The organism is Agromyces sp. NPDC058064 (genome assembly GCF_042885275.1).
Lineage (GTDB): Bacteria > Actinomycetota > Actinomycetes > Actinomycetales > Microbacteriaceae > Agromyces.
The window spans coordinates 1021493-1037172 of record NZ_JBHVSE010000002.1 but is presented as its reverse complement, the minus strand read 5'-3'; the positions used below and the strand labels follow the sequence as shown (position 1 = coordinate 1037172).

The 15680-nt window shown below is 72.2% G+C and carries 16 protein-coding genes, 2 tRNA genes and 1 riboswitch; of the genes, 6 read left to right on the top strand and 12 right to left on the bottom strand.

Features of this window, described 5'->3' with window-relative positions; genetic code table 11:
• The first annotated feature begins 71 nt into the window (after positions 1-71).
• The 6 genes from ACFVSL_RS10680 to ACFVSL_RS10655 all read left to right on the top strand — a co-directional run bounded on the left by ACFVSL_RS10680 (position 72) and on the right by ACFVSL_RS10655 (position 3911).
• The gene (locus ACFVSL_RS10680) at positions 72-1289 is read left to right on the top strand and encodes a cation:proton antiporter (protein ID WP_386940874.1); all 1218 of its coding nucleotides are present in this window, start codon (positions 72-74) and stop codon (positions 1287-1289) included.
• A 30-nt stretch (positions 1290-1319) separates the two neighbouring features.
• Positions 1320-1392, top strand: a tRNA-Arg gene (locus ACFVSL_RS10675).
• 42 nt (positions 1393-1434) lie between these two features.
• Complete coding sequence (gene orn, locus ACFVSL_RS10670) at positions 1435-2061, top strand: oligoribonuclease (RefSeq protein ID WP_386940873.1); 627 nt, start codon at positions 1435-1437, stop codon at positions 2059-2061.
• A gap of 44 nt (positions 2062-2105) precedes the next feature.
• Positions 2106-2181 (top strand) — tRNA-His (locus tag ACFVSL_RS10665).
• A gap of 100 nt (positions 2182-2281) precedes the next feature.
• Positions 2282-2629, top strand: a complete 348-nt coding sequence (locus ACFVSL_RS10660; protein ID WP_386940871.1) for a metallopeptidase family protein — start codon at positions 2282-2284, stop codon at positions 2627-2629.
• Between the two features lie 25 nt (positions 2630-2654).
• Positions 2655-3911: a hypothetical protein gene (locus tag ACFVSL_RS10655; RefSeq protein WP_386940869.1), complete on the top strand. Its 1257-nt coding sequence runs from the start codon at positions 2655-2657 to the stop codon at positions 3909-3911.
• 9 nt (positions 3912-3920) lie between these two features.
• Here the strand turns inward: ACFVSL_RS10655 and ACFVSL_RS10650 are convergent, their stop codons facing one another.
• The 12 genes from ACFVSL_RS10650 to ACFVSL_RS10595 all read right to left on the bottom strand — a co-directional run bounded on the left by ACFVSL_RS10650 (position 3921) and on the right by ACFVSL_RS10595 (position 15652).
• Positions 3921-4178 (bottom strand): hypothetical protein, encoded by a 258-nt coding sequence (locus tag ACFVSL_RS10650; protein ID WP_386940867.1) that lies wholly within the window; start codon positions 4176-4178, stop codon positions 3921-3923.
• A gap of 55 nt (positions 4179-4233) precedes the next feature.
• On the bottom strand, positions 4234-4848 hold the full coding sequence (locus ACFVSL_RS10645; RefSeq protein WP_386940865.1) for an ATP-binding protein: 615 nt from the start codon (positions 4846-4848) through the stop codon (positions 4234-4236).
• Positions 4845-5642, bottom strand: a complete 798-nt coding sequence (locus ACFVSL_RS10640) for an energy-coupling factor transporter transmembrane component T family protein (protein WP_386940863.1) — start codon at positions 5640-5642, stop codon at positions 4845-4847. The genes ACFVSL_RS10645 and ACFVSL_RS10640 overlap by 4 nt, the downstream gene beginning before the upstream one ends.
• Positions 5639-7183, bottom strand: coding sequence for an ABC transporter ATP-binding protein (locus tag ACFVSL_RS10635; protein WP_386940861.1), 1545 nt, complete (start codon positions 7181-7183; stop codon positions 5639-5641). Before ACFVSL_RS10635 ends, ACFVSL_RS10640 begins: the two co-directional genes overlap by 4 nt.
• Positions 7180-7815 carry an ECF transporter S component gene (locus ACFVSL_RS10630; protein ID WP_386940860.1) on the bottom strand — a complete coding sequence of 212 codons (636 nt, stop codon included), beginning with the start codon at positions 7813-7815 and terminating at the stop codon, positions 7180-7182. The genes ACFVSL_RS10635 and ACFVSL_RS10630 overlap by 4 nt, the downstream gene beginning before the upstream one ends.
• Positions 7816-7853: 38 nt before the next feature.
• Positions 7854-7963: riboswitch (TPP riboswitch) on the bottom strand.
• Positions 7964-7997: 34 nt separating this feature from the next.
• Positions 7998-8333, bottom strand: a complete 336-nt coding sequence (locus ACFVSL_RS10625) for a hypothetical protein (RefSeq protein WP_386940858.1) — start codon at positions 8331-8333, stop codon at positions 7998-8000.
• Positions 8334-8342: 9 nt separating this feature from the next.
• On the bottom strand, positions 8343-9692 hold the full coding sequence (locus ACFVSL_RS10620; protein ID WP_386940856.1) for a DNA polymerase IV: 1350 nt from the start codon (positions 9690-9692) through the stop codon (positions 8343-8345).
• Positions 9693-9797: 105 nt separating this feature from the next.
• Positions 9798-10427: a hypothetical protein gene (locus tag ACFVSL_RS10615; RefSeq protein ID WP_386940855.1), complete on the bottom strand. Its 630-nt coding sequence runs from the start codon at positions 10425-10427 to the stop codon at positions 9798-9800.
• A 109-nt stretch (positions 10428-10536) separates the two neighbouring features.
• Complete coding sequence (gene gatB / locus ACFVSL_RS10610) at positions 10537-12057, bottom strand: Asp-tRNA(Asn)/Glu-tRNA(Gln) amidotransferase subunit GatB (RefSeq protein WP_386940853.1); 1521 nt, start codon at positions 12055-12057, stop codon at positions 10537-10539.
• Positions 12057-13592: an Asp-tRNA(Asn)/Glu-tRNA(Gln) amidotransferase subunit GatA gene (gene gatA / locus ACFVSL_RS10605; RefSeq protein ID WP_386940851.1), complete on the bottom strand. Its 1536-nt coding sequence runs from the start codon at positions 13590-13592 to the stop codon at positions 12057-12059. The genes gatB and gatA overlap by 1 nt, the downstream gene beginning before the upstream one ends.
• Positions 13589-13888: an Asp-tRNA(Asn)/Glu-tRNA(Gln) amidotransferase subunit GatC gene (gene gatC / locus ACFVSL_RS10600; RefSeq protein ID WP_386940849.1), complete on the bottom strand. Its 300-nt coding sequence runs from the start codon at positions 13886-13888 to the stop codon at positions 13589-13591. Before gatC ends, gatA begins: the two co-directional genes overlap by 4 nt.
• Positions 13889-13924: 36 nt before the next feature.
• Positions 13925-15652, bottom strand: coding sequence for an alkaline phosphatase family protein (locus ACFVSL_RS10595; RefSeq protein ID WP_386940847.1), 1728 nt, complete (start codon positions 15650-15652; stop codon positions 13925-13927).
• Positions 15653-15680: the final 28 nt, after the last annotated feature.

Below are 15680 nucleotides of genomic sequence, written 5' to 3'. Positions count from 1 at the left end.
CCGCGCCGCAGGGCGCCTCCCCCGGGGCTCCGTTAGCATCGCGACAGGGAAGCTGCCCCGGGGGAGGTCACATGGAAGTCTCGATCGGCACCATGGTGCTCGTGCCGGCGATCGCGGTCGTCGCGCCGCTGCTCGTGCGCGGGCTCGGTCGCTGGGTGGCGATCCCGCTCGTCGTGTTCGAGATCGTGCTGGGCCTGCTGCTCGGTCCGTCGGTGCTCGGCTGGGTCGTGCCCGACGACTTCATGGGCCTGATCGCCGAGTTCGGCCTCGCCATGCTCTTCTTCCTCGCCGGCAACGAGATCGACTTCCGGGCCATCCGGGGCCGGCCGCTGAACCGGGCGGCGATGGGCTGGATCATCTCGCTCGCCGCAGGGGTCGGCATCGCCGCGCTCTTCGCCCCCGACCTGCCCGCCGCCGCGTTCATCGGCATCGCACTCACCTCGACGGCGCTCGGCACGATCATGCCGGTCCTCCGCGACTCGGGCGATCTCGCCTCGCCGTTCGGCCTCTCGGTGCTCGCGCTCGGGGCCGTGGGCGAGTTCGGTCCGCTGCTCGCGATCTCGCTGTTCCTGAGCGGGCGCTCGCCGCTCGTCGCGGCGATCGTGCTGCTCGGCTTCGCCGTCGTCGCGGGCGTCGCGATCTGGCTGGCGGCCAAGGGCGTCGGGCGGCGGATGCACCAGGTGATCACCGCGACGCTGCACACGAGCGGGCAGTTCGCCGTGCGGCTCGTCATCTTCGTGCTGCTCGCGCTCGTCGCCCTCAGCATCGTGCTCGAGCTCGACATGCTCCTCGGCGCGTTCACCGCGGGCGTGCTCTACCGGCTGCTCCTCGTCGGCGCGCCGAAGCACGACGCCGAGGCCATCGAGTCGAAGCTCGAGGGGGTCGGCTACGGGTTCCTCGTCCCGATCTTCTTCATCAACACGGGCGTCACCTTCGATCTCGAGGCCCTCTTCGCCGATGGACGGACGCTCGCGATGCTGCCGGTCTTCCTCGTGCTCCTCCTCGTGATCCGGGGGCTCCCGTCGCTCCTGGCGGCACCGGCAGGATCCGGCCCCCGCGATCTCGCCGCGACCGCGCTGTTCGGCGCGACCGGGCTGCCGATCATCGTCGCAGTGACGGCGATCGGCGTCGACGCCGGCGACCTCGCGAGCGGCACGGCCGCAGCGCTCGTCGGCGCCGGCATGCTCTCGGTGCTGCTGTTCCCGCTCATCGCGCTCGCGCTGCGCAAGCGCGGCGGCTCCCGGCAGCGCACGCGCACCGACGACGTGCACGTGCCGACCGAGGGGTGACCTGCCGCGCCCGGTATGCTTGCCAGGACCGCCCCCGTAGCTCAGCGGATAGAGCAGGAGCCTTCTAATCTCTTGGTCGCAGGTTCAATTCCTGCCGGGGGCACCGCGCGTCGGGCGTGTCGGCGCTCCCCGGTAGACTCGCCGCATGGCTTCTTCGAGCGACCGACTGGTCTGGATCGACTGCGAGATGACCGGGCTCGACCTCGAGGTCGATGAGCTCGTCGAGATCGCGGTCGTCATCACCGACTACGACCTCAACCCCGTCGATGCGGGCCTCAGCATCGTGATCAAGCCCGATGCCAGTGCGCTCGAGTCGATGGGCGAGTTCGTCCGTCGCATGCACACCGAGTCGGGTCTCATCGAAGAGATCCCCAATGGGGTCAGCCTCGCCGATGCCGAGTACCAGGTGCTCGAGTACGTGCTGCAGCACGTGCCCGACGAGCAGAAGGCGCCGCTCGCCGGCAACTCGATCGGCACCGACCGGGCGTTCCTCACGAAGTTCATGCCGAGGCTCGACGCCCACCTGCACTACCGCAACGTCGACGTCTCCTCGATCAAAGAGCTGGCCAAGCGGTGGTTCCCGCGCGCCTACTTCAACGCGCCGGCGAAGAACGGCGGGCACCGCGCACTCGCCGACATCCTCGAGTCGATCCGCGAGCTGCACTACTACCGACGTGCGATCTTCGTCGCCGACCCGGGGCCCGCGAGCCACGAACTCCAGGCGCTCGCCGCCGAGGTGGTCGCCGAGTTCGAGCAGAAGCAGAAGGTGTAGTACGCTCTTCTAGTTGCCTGATCGCCACGGCGGTCCGACACATGGTGGGTATAGCTCAGTTGGTAGAGCGCCTGGTTGTGGTCCAGGAGGTCGCGGGTTCAAGCCCCGTTACTCACCCCAAGTCCGCGAAGCGCGGGTCCAGAACGGGCCCGCGCTTCGCGTTTCGGCAGATCCGACGCATCACCGACCGCAACGACGCACGCATCGACGGAGGAGAATCGTGGAGCTCGACCCCGAAGCCTTCGAAGCTCTCGTCGTCGACGAGCTCGACCTCCTGCCCGACGACATGGTCGACGGACTCGAGAACGTGGTGTTCGTCGTCGAGGATCGCCCCGAGGACGGGTCGCTCGACCTCCTCGGCCTCTACGACGGCTTCGCACTGACCGAGCGCGACCGCTACGGCTTCGGCGAGATGCCCGACCGCATCATCCTCTATCGCGAGTCGCTGCTCGCGATCTGCGACGACGAAGACGAACTGCGCGACGAGATCCACGTGACGCTCGTGCACGAGATCGCCCACTTCTACGGAATCGACGACGACCGGCTGCACGAGCTGGGCTGGGCGTGATCCGCGCACCGTTACGCTGATTCTCATGAGTCTCTCCCCCGGCCGGATCGTCGGTATCGCCCTGGGCGCCGTCGCGATCCTCGCCATCGGCGTCTACGGGCCGGCGATGCTGCTCGGCCCGCTCCCCGAAGCCACCGTCCGCGTTGAGGCCGCCTCCGCGACCGCGGGCGAGCCCGCCGCGCCCATCGTGCTCCCCGACGGCGGCGCGAGCGCGCTCGCGATCGTCGGCGACGACGGCTCGGCCGAGACCCTCGCCGTCAGCGGCGACCCCGAGCCCGTCCCGATCGGCGGCGCCGCGAAGCTCGTCGCGGTGCTCGCGACCCTCGACTCGCTGCCCCTCCCGGCGAACGGGCCCGGCCCCTCGATCACGATCGGTCCCGAGGACTACACGAACTACCTCGACCACGAGAAGGAGGGCAACCGCACGCTGCAGGTCTCGCCCGGCGACTCCTGGTCGGAGCGCGACGTCGTTCGCGCGACGCTGCTCGCCTCGAGCAACAACCACGCCGACACGCTCGTCCGCTGGGCGTTCGGCAGCCCCGAGGCGTACGTCGACGAGGCGAACGCATGGCTCGAGGCCAACGGGTTCGAGGCGACCCGGGTCGCCGACGCGACCGGGCTCTCCGGCGACAACGTCGGCACAGCGGAGGAGCTCGCGCGTCTCGGCGCGCTCGTGTACGCCGACCCGGCGCTCACGGCGATGGTCACCGCGCCCGAGGCCTCGGATCCGACCGCCCGCAACGTGCCCGACGTCATCGACCACCTCCGCGAGGAGGGGGTGCGCGCCCTCTCGCGCAGCTACACCGACCAGGCCGGCGTCTGCTTCATCTTCAGCACGGTGCTGCCGGCCCCCGACGGCGGCGAGCCCGTCCGCGTCACCGGGGCCATGACGACCATGCCCGACTACGAGACGCTCGACCCGGCCGTCGCCGAGGCCGTCGCCTCGGTCGCCGCCGCCTCCCAGCCGGTCGCGGTCATCGCCGAGGGCGGCGAGTACGGCACCGTCAGCACGGCCTGGGGCGACACCGCGTCGCTGATCGCGCGCACCGGTCGAACGGATGCCGCGTGGGGCAGCGATCCGGGCGAGGCATCCGTCGTCGTGGAACCGTTCACGACCGCGCCCGCCGGACGCGCTGTCGGAAGCGTGACGGTGCCGACCGCGAACGGCGACATCGGCAGCGAGCTCGAGCTCTCGGCCGACATCGACGACCCCGGGCCGCTGTGGCGCCTCGTCAACCCGGCGCCGCTCATCGCGGCGTTCTTCGGGGCGCAGTCGGGCTGAGCGCGGGGCTCAGTCGTTCTCGTCGTCGGACTCGACGGGGTCGGAGTCGTCGGCGTCGAAGCGGAACCTCACCCGCAGGTCGCCGCCCACCTGCCGTTCGTCGACGGCGTCGTACCAGAACAGGGACTCGAGGCCGTCGACGGCCGCCACCATGCCGATGCGCCGCTCGGCCTTGCCGCCCACCAGGGCACGGTGGTCGAACTCGCCCTCGAGCGGTCCGTCGATGAACTCTGCGACGTACTGGGCGCCGACCGAATCTGCACTCATGTGTCCACCGTAGCCCTCGGCGGGCGTTCTGCACCCGAAGCTCGGGGCGAATCGGTCAGTCGACGGCGGGCAGCGTGACGACGAGGTCGGCCGATCGCAGTGGGTCGACGCGTCGCACGTAGCGTCGCCACTCGGTCTCCCAGAGCTCCCAGTAGGGGTCGAACCTCCCCGCGTCACGGGCGAGCGCGCGCTGCCTGCGGGTGTCGTCGGCGGCGCGCAGCCAGACGCGGACGACACCCCGGCGCCGCGCGACCGCCTCGAACGCGCCGCACCCCTCGACCACGAGCGGCGCGACCGGCGGGAGCACGACCGCGTCGGCCGGACGATCCGCCGCCCAGTCCCAGCGCCGCCACCCGCCCGGAACGCGGCGGGAGTGCGGGGCGAGCAGGGTGCGATCGAGCGAACCCGCGGCGGCGGCCAGGCCGTGCCAGCCCGGGTAGACCTCGTCGAGCCGCACGAGCCGGGCGCGACCGCCCGCCCATTCCGAGACGACCGCATCCGCGAAGGTGCTCTTGCCCGATCCGCTCGGGCCGTCGATCGCGACGACCGCGCCGGCACCGCCGCCGGCGCCGTAGGCCCCACCGGATTCGCCGTGGGCCGCGCTCGATCGCCGTACTGCGGCCTGCACGAGCCGCAGCGCGGCGGTGCGGCGGTGGGCTCCGTCGCTCACGACCACACCGGGTGGAACGTCCCGGCCCAGACCGCCGCGGCGATCGAGACGAGGGCGATCGCGACGGCGAGCAGGACGAGCACCAGATCGGGCCAGCCGACCCTCGACTCGCGCGCCCAGGTGCGCGGCGCATCGCTGCCGAACCCGCGCGCCTCCATCGCGGTGGCGAGCTTCGACCCGCGGCGGATCGCCAGCACGAGCAGCGCGAACGCCATCGTCGCGAATCGCCGCAACGCCCCCCGGTCGCCGATGCCGCGAGCTCGGCGGCTCAGCGACATCGCCTGCCAGTCCTCGATGAAGAGCCCGACGAGCCGGGCTCCGGCGAGGGCTCCGAGCACGAATCGACTCGGCAGGTGCCACACCTGGGCGAGGCCGTCGGCCAGTTCGGTCGGGTCGACGTGCATGAACAGCAGCACCGCGGGCAGGCCGATCGCGAGCACGCGCACGGTGACGGCGATGGCGAGCTCGATCGACCCGTCGGTGACGCGGGCGAGCCAGAAGGTCCAGTACTCCTCGCCCGAGGGCTCCCCGTAGAGCAGCATGCTCATGCCGGCGATCGGCGCGGCGACGAGCACCGGCCAGGCGCGGCGGAGCAGCGTCGGGAGTGTGACCCCGGCGAGGGCGAACAGCACGAGCTGGATCCCGAGCGCAGTCGCCGCGCTGACCCAGTCGACGGTGAGCAGGAGCGGCGTGGTGAGCAGCATCGCGGCGGCCAGGCGGCTCACGGGGTTCACGCGGTCGACGAAGCGCAGGCGCGTGGCATCCTGCGGCGCCGAGAGCGAGACGGTGCTCATGCGAACTCCCTCGTCGTCGACGGCGCGAGCGCGATCCGCTCGTCGCCGAGCGCGGCGATGAACGCGGCGTCGTGCGTCACCGAGACGAGCGCGAGGCCGTCGGCGACGAGCTCGCGGAGGAGCGCGACGAGCTCGATCCAGGTCGACCGGTCCTGCCCGAAGGTCGGCTCGTCGAGGATGAGCACCGACGGGCGTGCCGCGAGCACCGCCGCGACGGAGAGTCGCCGCTTCTCGCCGCCCGACAGGGTGAAGGGATTCGCACGGGCGAGGTGATCGAGCCGGAGCCGCCCGAGGAGCTCGTCGACTCGGGCGGTGACCGCCGCGTCATCGAGCCGCAGCGCGCGGAGTCCGACCGCGAGCTCGCCCTCGACCGTCGAGGCGACGAACTGGTGCTCCGGCTCCTGGAAGACCGTCCCGATGCGGGTGAGCAGCTCGCGCGAGCGCCAGCCGATCGGTTCGCGCCTCAGGCCGCCGGCGAGGGCGTCGGATGCCTCGACGCGACCTTCGAGCGGTCGGAGCAGGCCGCCCAGGGTGAGCGCGAGCGTCGACTTGCCCACGCCGTTCGGGCCCGTGATCACCGTGCTCGCCGACGCGGCGATCTCGAGGTCGAGCCCCCGCTGCACGAGCATGCCCGCGCGCCGGCCGATGGCGAGTCCGCGCGCGGTGAGCGCCGGCCGGCGATCGATCCGGCCCTGAGGTGCGGTCATCGGCCCGGACGCGGGAACCCCGGTCGGTCCGCCCCCGGCGCGGGCGACCGCACCGGCGCCCGGCAGCGGCGCACCGGGCACCCACACGCCGGCGTCGAGGAGCGCCGTTCGCTGCTCGGCGAGCACCTCGCGCGGCGCTCCGTCGGCGAGGAGCCGCCCGTCGCGGCCGAGCACGACGACGCGATCGACGAGCTCGAGCCACACGTCGACGCGGTGCTCGACGACGACGAGCGTCGCGCCCGTGCGATCGAGCACCCGCCCCACCGCGTCGCGCACCTCGCGGACCCCGTCGGGATCGAGGTTCGCCGTCGGCTCGTCGAGCAGGAGGAGCCCGGGACGCATCGCGATCGCCCCCGCCAGGGCGAGCCGCTGCTTCTGGCCGCCCGAGAGCGCCGAACTCGGGTGATCGAGCGTGAGGTCGAGCCCGACGTCCGCGAGCGCCGCGCGCACGCGGGGCCAGATCTCGTCGCGCGGCACTCCGAGGTTCTCGCAGCCGAAGGCGACGTCGTCGCCGACCCGGGCGAGGATCACCTGCGAGTCGGGGTCCTGGAGGACGAGTCCGGCCCGGCCCCTGGCCGCCGAGGGGGCGGCCCCGTCGACCGTGAGCTCGCCGTACTCCTCGCCCTCGTCATCGCCGCCGTGCACGCCGGCGAGGGCGTGCAGCAGCGTCGACTTGCCCGCGCCGGAGGGACCGAGGAGGAGGACCCGCTCACCCGGGTGGATGCGGAGGTCGAGGTGCTCGAGCGCGGGGCGGAGCCGGGAGGCATGACGCCAGCCCCACCCGCGCGCCTCGATGGCGGCCGGTGCCGGCGCCGACGGACGGGGCACGCTCACACCCGCTGGGTGACGTCCTGGCCGGCCGCGAAGCGGCTGAGCGCGCCGGTCGCCGCGAGGGCGCGCACGATCACCCAGCCCACGAGCCCCGCGAGGACCGCCCCGGAGACCACGACGGTGCCGAAGTACAGCGCGAGGAACTCGGCCGACTTCTGCAGGTTGCCCGAGGTGAAGAGCTCGAGCGTCCATGCGGCGGCGCCCGCGGCCGCACCGGCGAGCATCGCCTGCGTCAGGCCGAAGCGGCGGTACAGGAAGAGGGCGAAGACGAGTTCGGCGCCGAGACCCTGCGCGAGGCCCGAGTAGATCGTCTCGATGCCCCACTGGTTGCCGACCAGTGCGGAGACCATCGCCGCGACGAGTTCGACGAAGAGCGCTGCGCCGGGTTTGCGGATGATGAGGCCGCCGAGCACGCCGCCGATGAGCCAGATGCCGACGGCGATGCCGCCGAGCCCCGGTGTCACCGCGTCGGCGGCGACGAACCAGGCGTAGCCGATGTTGTTCCAGAACAGGAACAGGAGGCCCGTCGCGACGGCGATGACGGCCGCCACGACGATGTCGACGACGCGCCAGCGGAAGTTCCGCTTCGGCGCGGCTTCACGTGCGGTCGGTGTGATGGATGCGGAGGTGTGCACTGTCGTGCCCTTTCGATTCGTGGAAAGAGGCACGGGATATTGAGATCGATTGCCCTCCCTGCGCTGGCATGACCCAGATCAGGTTCGACGGTCGAAGGTTGAGAACCTTCCTCTCAGCCCGGCTCACCGGACTCCCGTGTTCGCTGACGAGTATACGCCCGGCGCGGGGGTGCGGCGTCGGGTCAGTGCTTGAGCGCGCGGATGACCCAGCGCAGCGCCTTGCCGGTGACCCAGACGAGCGGCGTCGCCACGAGGATGAGCCCGATCAGGTTCGGTTCGAAGCGCACTTCTCCTCCGCCGCGGCCGACGTATGCGCCGAGCGGAATGGACAGCCCCCCGCCACCTCCACCGCCGGCCTGGTCGCCGCTGCCGTCGCTGCCGCTGCCGGCACCGAAGCCGTAGTAGCCCAATGCCACGGGCACGACCTTGGTGCCGTCGAGGTCGACCGGCTCGCCGTAGGAGGTCTTCACGCCGACGCCGGCGACGGTCTCTGCCAGTTCGAGTACGAGATCAGCCATGTCGCCACGCTACCCGCCGAACTGGGTTCGATCCACCCCTGTGCGACCTTCGTCGGCCTCCGACTGCTCGGACCGCTCGGCGGCGAGCCGCGCGCGCCCCTCGGGGTCGGCGGCCGTGCGCCGCATCGACTCGACCCGTGCTGCGGCTTCGCCCGCTCGCACGAGCGCGGCCGGGCGAACCGCACCGCGGCCGAACCGTGCCGTCACCTCGTCGACCGCACGCTCGGCCTCGCGCCACTCCTCGTCTGGGTCCCAGAGCATGGCGCCGCCGCCGGACGGGCGCAGATGCTCGGCACGCACGCCGATCAGCCGGATGCGTGCACCGTCGCCGAGGAGCTCTGGCAGTGCCGCCTGCGCCTCGTCGTAGATGCGGCGCGCGACGTCGGTCGGCTCGCCGAGGGTGCGCGACCGGGTCACCGTGCGGAAGTCGCCGTAACGGAGCTTCAGGACGACGGTGCGACCGACGAGCCCGGCGCGCCGCAGGCGCACGGCGACGTCGTCGGACAGGCGCAGCAGCTCGCGCCGGATCTGCTCGGGGTCGGTGAGGTCGTGCCCGAACGTCACCTCGTGCCCGATGCTCTTCTCGGATCGCGCCGTCTCGACGTCGCGCGGGTCGATGCCGTTCGCGAGCCGGGTCAGGCGGGCGGCGAGCGAGGGGCCGACCGCCCGCTCGAGCGCGTCGGCGGGCATCGCCGCGACGTCGCCGACCGTTCGGAGTCCGAGTCGCGTCAGCGACTCCTCCGTCACACGGCCGACGCCCCACAGTGCCGAGACCGGCAGGGGGTGCAGGAACGAGACCGTGTCGGATGCCGGGACCACCAGCATTCCGTCGGGTTTGGCCCGGCTCGACGCCACCTTCGCGACGTACTTCGATGCGGCCACCCCGATCGAGCAGGTGAGACCCGTCTCGTCGTGCACGCGCCGACGGATCGTCCAGGCGATCTCGGCCGGGCTGCCGTGGAGGCGCCGCGCACCCGAGACGTCGAGGAAGGCCTCGTCGATCGACAACGGCTCGACGAGCGGCGTGATCGACTCGAAGATGCGCATGACCTCCTTCGAGTACCGCGAGTAGCTCGCGTAGTCGCCGGGGAGCACGACCGCGTTCGGGCAGCGCTGCAAGGCGACCGACATCGGCATGGCAGAGTTCACGCCGTAGCGGCGCGCCTCGTAGCTCGCGGCCGACACGACGCCCCGGCCGGCGGTGCCGCCGACGAGGACCGGCCTGCCGCGCAGCTCGGGTCGCCTGAGGAGCTCGACCGAGACGAAGAACGCGTCCATGTCGACGTGCAGGATCGGGGTCGCCGAATCGTCGACCGGGCCCGTCGTCACCTGCCGCGACGAGCCGTCCTGCTTGCTCATGCTCCGACCCTACCCGCGCCCACCGACAGCCTCCCGTCGCGAGCGACCCCGCCCGTCGAGCGGCGTCCTTCGCCTCCGACCGGCACTCGTGCCGTCACCTGCGGGCTAGAACCCGAAGTCGCCGCCGCCGCCGAAGTCGCCGCCGCCGAAGTCGCCGAATCCGCCGAAGTCGCCGCCGGAGTCGGCGCCCGCATCCGCCGAGGCGTCCGCCGAGCCCGCGTCGACCGAGCCGTCGGCGCCCGACTCGGCACCGCCCGCCTCGAAGGCCGAGGGGTCGGGCAGGAGCGCCTGCGCGACGGCGGAGCCGATGACGACGCCCGCGACGGTGCCGAGCAGCGAGCTGCCGAACATCTGGCCGAACGAGGGGCCGGCCTGGCCCGCGCGTGCGCCGGAGGCATCCGCCCCGCGGAACGCCCGCTCCATGCTGCCGGGCTCGCGGAGCTCGGCGCGCGTCGCCGCCCGCGCGAGCGCCGACGGCTCGTCCGACACGAGACGCTCCCCCGCGGGAGCCTGGTCGGCGAGCGAACGGTAGACGGCGGCCCGCTGCTCGGGCGTCAGCTTCGCGAAGGCCTCGGCGTGCACCTGCTCGATCGACTCGGGCGGTGCGGTGCGCAGCAGGTAGCGGTAGCGCTCGAGCGCGAGCTCGTCGTCGCTGAGTCGCTGCGCAGGTGCGGGCGGCACCTGGCGCGGTGCGGGCTGCTCGGGTGATCCGAAGAGTCGATCGAAGAATCCCATGGTGTCCTCGCTGATCGTGAAGGGGAGTTCGATTCTTCCGGTCCTCCCCCGGAAACGGCTGAGAGCCGGGCCGACGCGAACGTCGTGCCCGGCTCTCGCTCGGCGGGTGCTACTCGGTTGCGGCCGCGCGCTCGAGCACGAGCTCGCGCACGCGGGCGGCATCGGCCTTGCCCTGCATCGCCTTCATCACGGCGCCGATGACGGCACCGGCGGCCTGCACCTTGCCGTCGCGGATCTTCGCGAGCACGTCGGGCTGCGAGGCGAGCGCCTGGTCGATCGCGGCGATGAGCGCCCCGTCGTCGGAGACGACGGCCAGCCCGCGGGCGTCGACGATCTCCTGCGGCGAGCCCTCGCCCGCGACGACGCCCTCGAGCACCTGGCGGGCGAGACGGTCGGTGAGCGTGCCGGCGTCGACGAGCGCTGCGAGCTCGGCGACCTGCGCCGGCGTGGCGAGCTCGGCGACGTCGCGCTCCGAGGCGTTCGCGAGCCGGGTGAGCTCGCCCGTCCACCACTTGCGGGCGGAGACGGGCGAGGCGCCCGCGGCGACGGTCTCGGCGACCTCGTTCACGAGGCCGCTGTTCGCGACGTCCTGGAACTCGAGGTCGGTGAAGCCCCACTCGGCCTTCAGCCTGCGGCGACGTGCGGCCGGAGGCTCGGGCAGCGCGGAACGCAGCTCCTCGATCAGCTCGGCCGACGGCGCCACCGGCACGAGGTCGGGCTCGGGGAAGTAGCGGTAGTCGTCGGCGTCGGACTTCGGACGGCCCGGGCTCGTGGTGCCGGTGTCCTCGTGCCAGTGGCGCGTCTCCTGCGTGATCGTGCCGCCCTTGGCGAGGATCGCCGCCTGCCGCTGGATCTCGTACCGCACCGCGCGCTCGATCGAACGGAACGAGTTCACGTTCTTCGTCTCGGTGCGGGTGCCGAGCTTCTCCTGGCCTCGGGGCCGCAGCGACACGTTCGCGTCGCAGCGGAGGTTGCCGCGCTCCATGCGCGCCTCGGAGATGCCGAGCGCGAGGGCGATGTCGCGGATCGTCGCGACGTACGCCTTCGCGAGCGCCGGCGCGTCCGCTTCGGCGCCGAAGATCGGTCGCGTGACGATCTCGACGAGCGGCACGCCCGCGCGGTTGTAGTCGACGAGCGAGTACTCGGCACCCTGGATGCGACCCGTCGCGCCGCCGACGTGCGTCAGCTTGCCCGCGTCCTCCTCCATGTGGGCGCGCTCGATCGGGATCATGAAGGTCTTGCCGCCCTCGAGCTCGACCTCGAGCTCGCCGTCGAAGGCGATCGGCTCGTCGTACTGCGAGATCTGGTAGTTCTTCGCGAGGTCGGGGTAGAAGTAGTTCTTGCGCGCGAAGCGGCTCGACTCGGCGATCGAGCAGCCGAGCGCGAGCCCGAGCGAGATCGACTTGCGCACGGCGTCGCCGTTCACGACCGGCAGCGAACCCGGCAGGCCGAGGCACACCGGCGAGACGAGCGTGTTCGGCTCGGCGCCGTGGAACGCGGAGTTCGCGGGGTTCGGCGCCGACGAGAACATCTTCGTCGTGGTGTTCAGCTCGACGTGCACCTCGAGGCCGATCACCGGTTCGAAGAGCTCGAGGGCCTTGTCGAAGTCCATCAGTTCAGCGCGGGCCATCAGAGTGCGCCTTCCTCGGTCGCGGAGAGCTCGTGTGCGGTCAGATCGGGGGCCCTGCCGAGCAGCGGGCCGCCCCACTCGGCGACGAGCAGCTGCTCGAGCGCTCCGCCGACGTTGTACAGGCGGGCGTCCTCGCGCGCCGGCGCGAGGAACTGGATGCCCACGGGCAGGCCGTCCTCGGGGGCGAGGCCGGTCGGCACCGAGATGCCGGGCACGCCCGCGAGGTTCGCCGGGATGGTCGCGATGTCGTTGAGGTACATCGAGACCGGGTCGGCGAGCTTCTCGCCGAACTTGAACGCCGTGGTCGGCGCCGTCGGCGAGGCGAGCACGTCGACCTTCGCGAAGGCGGCGTCGAAGTCGCGCTGGACGAGCGTACGGACCTTCTGGGCGCTGCCGTAGTAGGCGTCGTAGTAGCCCGCGGAGAGGGCGTACGTGCCGAGGATGATGCGTCGCTTCACCTCGGGGCCGAAGCCCGCCTCGCGGGTCGCGGCCATGACCTGCTCGACCGTGCCCGCGCCGTCGGGCGTGACCCGCAGGCCGAAGCGCACCGAGTCGAACTTCGCGAGGTTCGACGAGGCCTCGGCCGGCAGGATGAGGTAGTACGCGGCGATCGAGTACTCGAAGTGCGGGGCGCTGACCTCGACGATCTCGGCCCCGTTGCGCTCGAGCAGCTCGAGCGCCTCGTGGAAGCGCTGGCGGACACCGGGCTGGAAGCCCTCGCCGTCGAGCTCCTTGATGACGCCGATGCGGAGGCCCGAGACATCCGCCCGCTTGACGGCCTCGGCCATCGACGGCCAGGCCTGCGGCAGCGAGGTCGAGTCGAGCGGGTCGTGACCCGCGATGACGTCGTGCAGCAGCGCCGCGTCGAGCACGGTGCGGGTGACCGGGCCGATCTGGTCGAGGCTCGACGCCAGGGCGATCGAGCCGTAGCGGCTGACCGCGCCGTAGGTCGGCTTCACGCCGACGGTGCCCGTGACGTGCGCGGGCTGGCGGATCGAGCCGCCGGTGTCGCTGCCGAGCGCGAGCGGCGCCTCGAACGCGGCGACCGAGGCGGCCGAACCGCCGCCGGAGCCGCCTGGAATCCGGTCGAGGTCCCACGGGTTGTGGGTCGGGCCGTAGGCCGAGTGCTCGGTCGACGAGCCCATCGCGAACTCGTCCATGTTGGTCTTGCCGAGCGGGATGAGCCCCGCTTCGCGGACCTTCGTGACGGGGGTCGCGTCGTAGGGCGGGATCCACCCCTCGAGGATGCGCGAGCCCGAGGTCGAGGGCATGCCCTTCGTGACCAGGACGTCCTTGATGGCGATCGGCACGCCGGCGAGCGGGCCCAGGGCCTCGCCCGAGGCGCGGCGGCGGTCGATCTCGGCGGCCGTCTCGACCGCGCGATCGCCCTCGACGTGGAGGAACGCGTGCACCGCGCCGTCGACGGCGGCGATGCGATCGAGGTGCGCGCGCGTGGCCTCGACCGAGGAGACGTCGCCCGCGGCGAGCTTCTCGCCGAGCTCGGCGGCGGACAGGCGGATCAGTTCGTCGCTCACTGCTCTTCTCCCAGGATGGCGGTGACGACGAAGCGCGAGCCGTCGGACTCGGGGGCGCCCGAGAGCGCCTCCTCCGCGGTCAGCGTGTTGCCGACGACGTCGTCGCGGTACACGTTCTGCATCGGGATCGGGTGGCTCGTCGGCGGCACGTCGGGCGTGGCCACCTCGCTCACCTTCTCGACCGCCTGCATGATCTGGGCGAGTTCGGTCGTCAAGTGCCCGATCTCTTCATCGGTGAGCGCGATACGTGCGAGGTTCGCGAGATGCGCGACCTGCTCCGCACTGATTTCGGACATGCTGCTCCGTCGTCTCGTGGTGGGAATCCAACGATTCTATCGGGGCGCGCCGAAGAGCCCGTGCCCGTGCCGCTCGAGCACGTCGAGCGCGTCGGCGTACGTCTCGGGCAGCGGCTCGTCGGGCGCGAACTTCGCGAGCAGCAGCCCCAGCAGGCCCCGGCCCGGCGGGCTGAGCGGGCGGTCGGGATGCCGTGTTCCCGGGTGGTCGGCGGCCTCGGGATTGGGCGGCACGAACTGCGGCGTCGGCGACGGCCAGGTGGAGGGATCGCGTGGAGCGTCGAGGTTCAGCACCGCATCGAGGCGACGCGCGCCGCGGTCGCGCTCGGTGAGCTCGCGCAGGCCGTGCGCATGGGCGAGCGTCGCGATGAGCGCCGCGTGGTGGTACTCGTCGTTCACCACCGTTCCGGCCCGCGTGTACGCCGAGACGGCGATCGCCGGCACGCGGACGCCGAGCCGGTCGAAGGCGAACCCCATCTCGCCCTCGGCGTCCTTCTCGCCGGGCGGGGCGGCCGCAGGCGGCGCGACGTGGTCGTAGGTGCCGCCGTGCTCGTCGAAGGTGATGAGGAGGAGCGTGTTGAGCGCGTTCGACCCCGTCGCGGTCGCCGCGTTCTTCACGGCCTCGTAGACCCGGTGCACGAGCGCGTCGCCGGCGCGCACGTCGGAGACCGCGCTGTCGACGATGAGCTCGCCGTCGGCCTCGCCCTCGCGCGGTCGCCCCACCGGCGGGTGGAAGTCGTTGTGGTCGTAGACCATGCGCGGCTCGATGAACGCGTAGACCGGCAGGGTTCCGTCGGCCGCGTCGCGCTCGAAGTCGGCCATCGTCGCGAAGTGCTCGGTGCGCCAGTACTTCTCGAGCGACGGGGCGTGCAGGAAGCCAGTGAAGGAGATCAGCTGCAGTTCGTCGAAGTAGACCCGCCAGGTGAGCCCGGCGTCGTCGAGCCGGTTGAAGATCGTCGGAGCGGCATCGGCGTCGAGCCACTTGCGGTAGCCGCCGTGCTCGACGTTGGTCACGAATCCGTGCGAGGTGGAGGCGTGGAAGAACGAGCGGTTGCAGAACGTCTGCGACGGCACCGCGCAGTGCCAGTGGTCGAACACGGCGAACTCGCGGGCGAGGGTCGAGAGCACCGGCAGCATCTCGGGTGAGAAGCCGCCCATGATCTGCCGGACCTCGTGGTCGCCCGGCTCCCGCCCGTGGCGGAGCGCCTGCAGGTGCGAGCGGTAGTCGCGCACGAAGCCGCTCATCGGCGGCGAGGAGGTGTCGTCGGGGGCGTTGAACGGCGCGGTCATCTCGCCGACCCCGCTGCCCTCGTTCGACGCCGGGTCGATGGTGTCGAAGAGCTGGGTGTTGACGTGCGGATACTCTTCGCCGGGGTCGGGATCGGGTCGCCCCATGATCGCGTCGGTCGGTCCGTCGTAGACGTGCGCGGCGATGCGGGTGCCGTCGCGGTCGTCGTTCGCGTAGTCGCCGAACGCGAGCCCGTCGAAACCCGAGCCCTCGGGCGGCGAGTCGGGCGTGTAGAGCCGGCCGAGCAGGTTGTCGAACGAGCGGTTCTCGCCCATGAGCACGACCCAGTGGGCGATCGGCCCACCGGATGCCACGGGGCTCGCGCTGGGCCCGGCGCTCGCCGCCCCGGCGACGGCGGCGGTGATCGCGGCGCCCGCCGCCCCGCCGACGACCGCCCCGGCCGCGGCAGCGCCGCCGAGCTTCAGGAAGTCGCGCCGCGTCGCCGCCGCGCGCTCGGTGCCGCTCGCCTCGTCCGCCATCTCCCCCTGCTTCCCGGCCCCGGCCCCC

Coding starts and splice junctions, on each gene's coding strand:
- ACFVSL_RS10680 (WP_386940874.1), top strand. CDS start 72: ATGGAAGTCTCGATCGGCACCATGGTGCTCGTGCCGGCGATCGCGGTC.
- ACFVSL_RS10640 (WP_386940863.1), bottom strand. CDS start 5,642: ATGAGCACCGTCTCGCTCTCGGCGCCGCAGGATGCCACGCGCCTGCGC.
- ACFVSL_RS10650 (WP_386940867.1), bottom strand. CDS start 4,178: ATGAGTGCAGATTCGGTCGGCGCCCAGTACGTCGCAGAGTTCATCGAC.
- ACFVSL_RS10595 (WP_386940847.1), bottom strand. CDS start 15,652: ATGGCGGACGAGGCGAGCGGCACCGAGCGCGCGGCGGCGACGCGGCGC.
- gatC (WP_386940849.1), bottom strand. CDS start 13,888: ATGTCCGAAATCAGTGCGGAGCAGGTCGCGCATCTCGCGAACCTCGCA.
- ACFVSL_RS10625 (WP_386940858.1), bottom strand. CDS start 8,333: ATGGCTGATCTCGTACTCGAACTGGCAGAGACCGTCGCCGGCGTCGGC.
- ACFVSL_RS10615 (WP_386940855.1), bottom strand. CDS start 10,427: ATGGGATTCTTCGATCGACTCTTCGGATCACCCGAGCAGCCCGCACCG.
- ACFVSL_RS10655 (WP_386940869.1), top strand. CDS start 2,655: ATGAGTCTCTCCCCCGGCCGGATCGTCGGTATCGCCCTGGGCGCCGTC.
- gatB (WP_386940853.1), bottom strand. CDS start 12,057: ATGGCCCGCGCTGAACTGATGGACTTCGACAAGGCCCTCGAGCTCTTC.
- ACFVSL_RS10620 (WP_386940856.1), bottom strand. CDS start 9,692: ATGAGCAAGCAGGACGGCTCGTCGCGGCAGGTGACGACGGGCCCGGTC.
- orn (WP_386940873.1), top strand. CDS start 1,435: ATGGCTTCTTCGAGCGACCGACTGGTCTGGATCGACTGCGAGATGACC.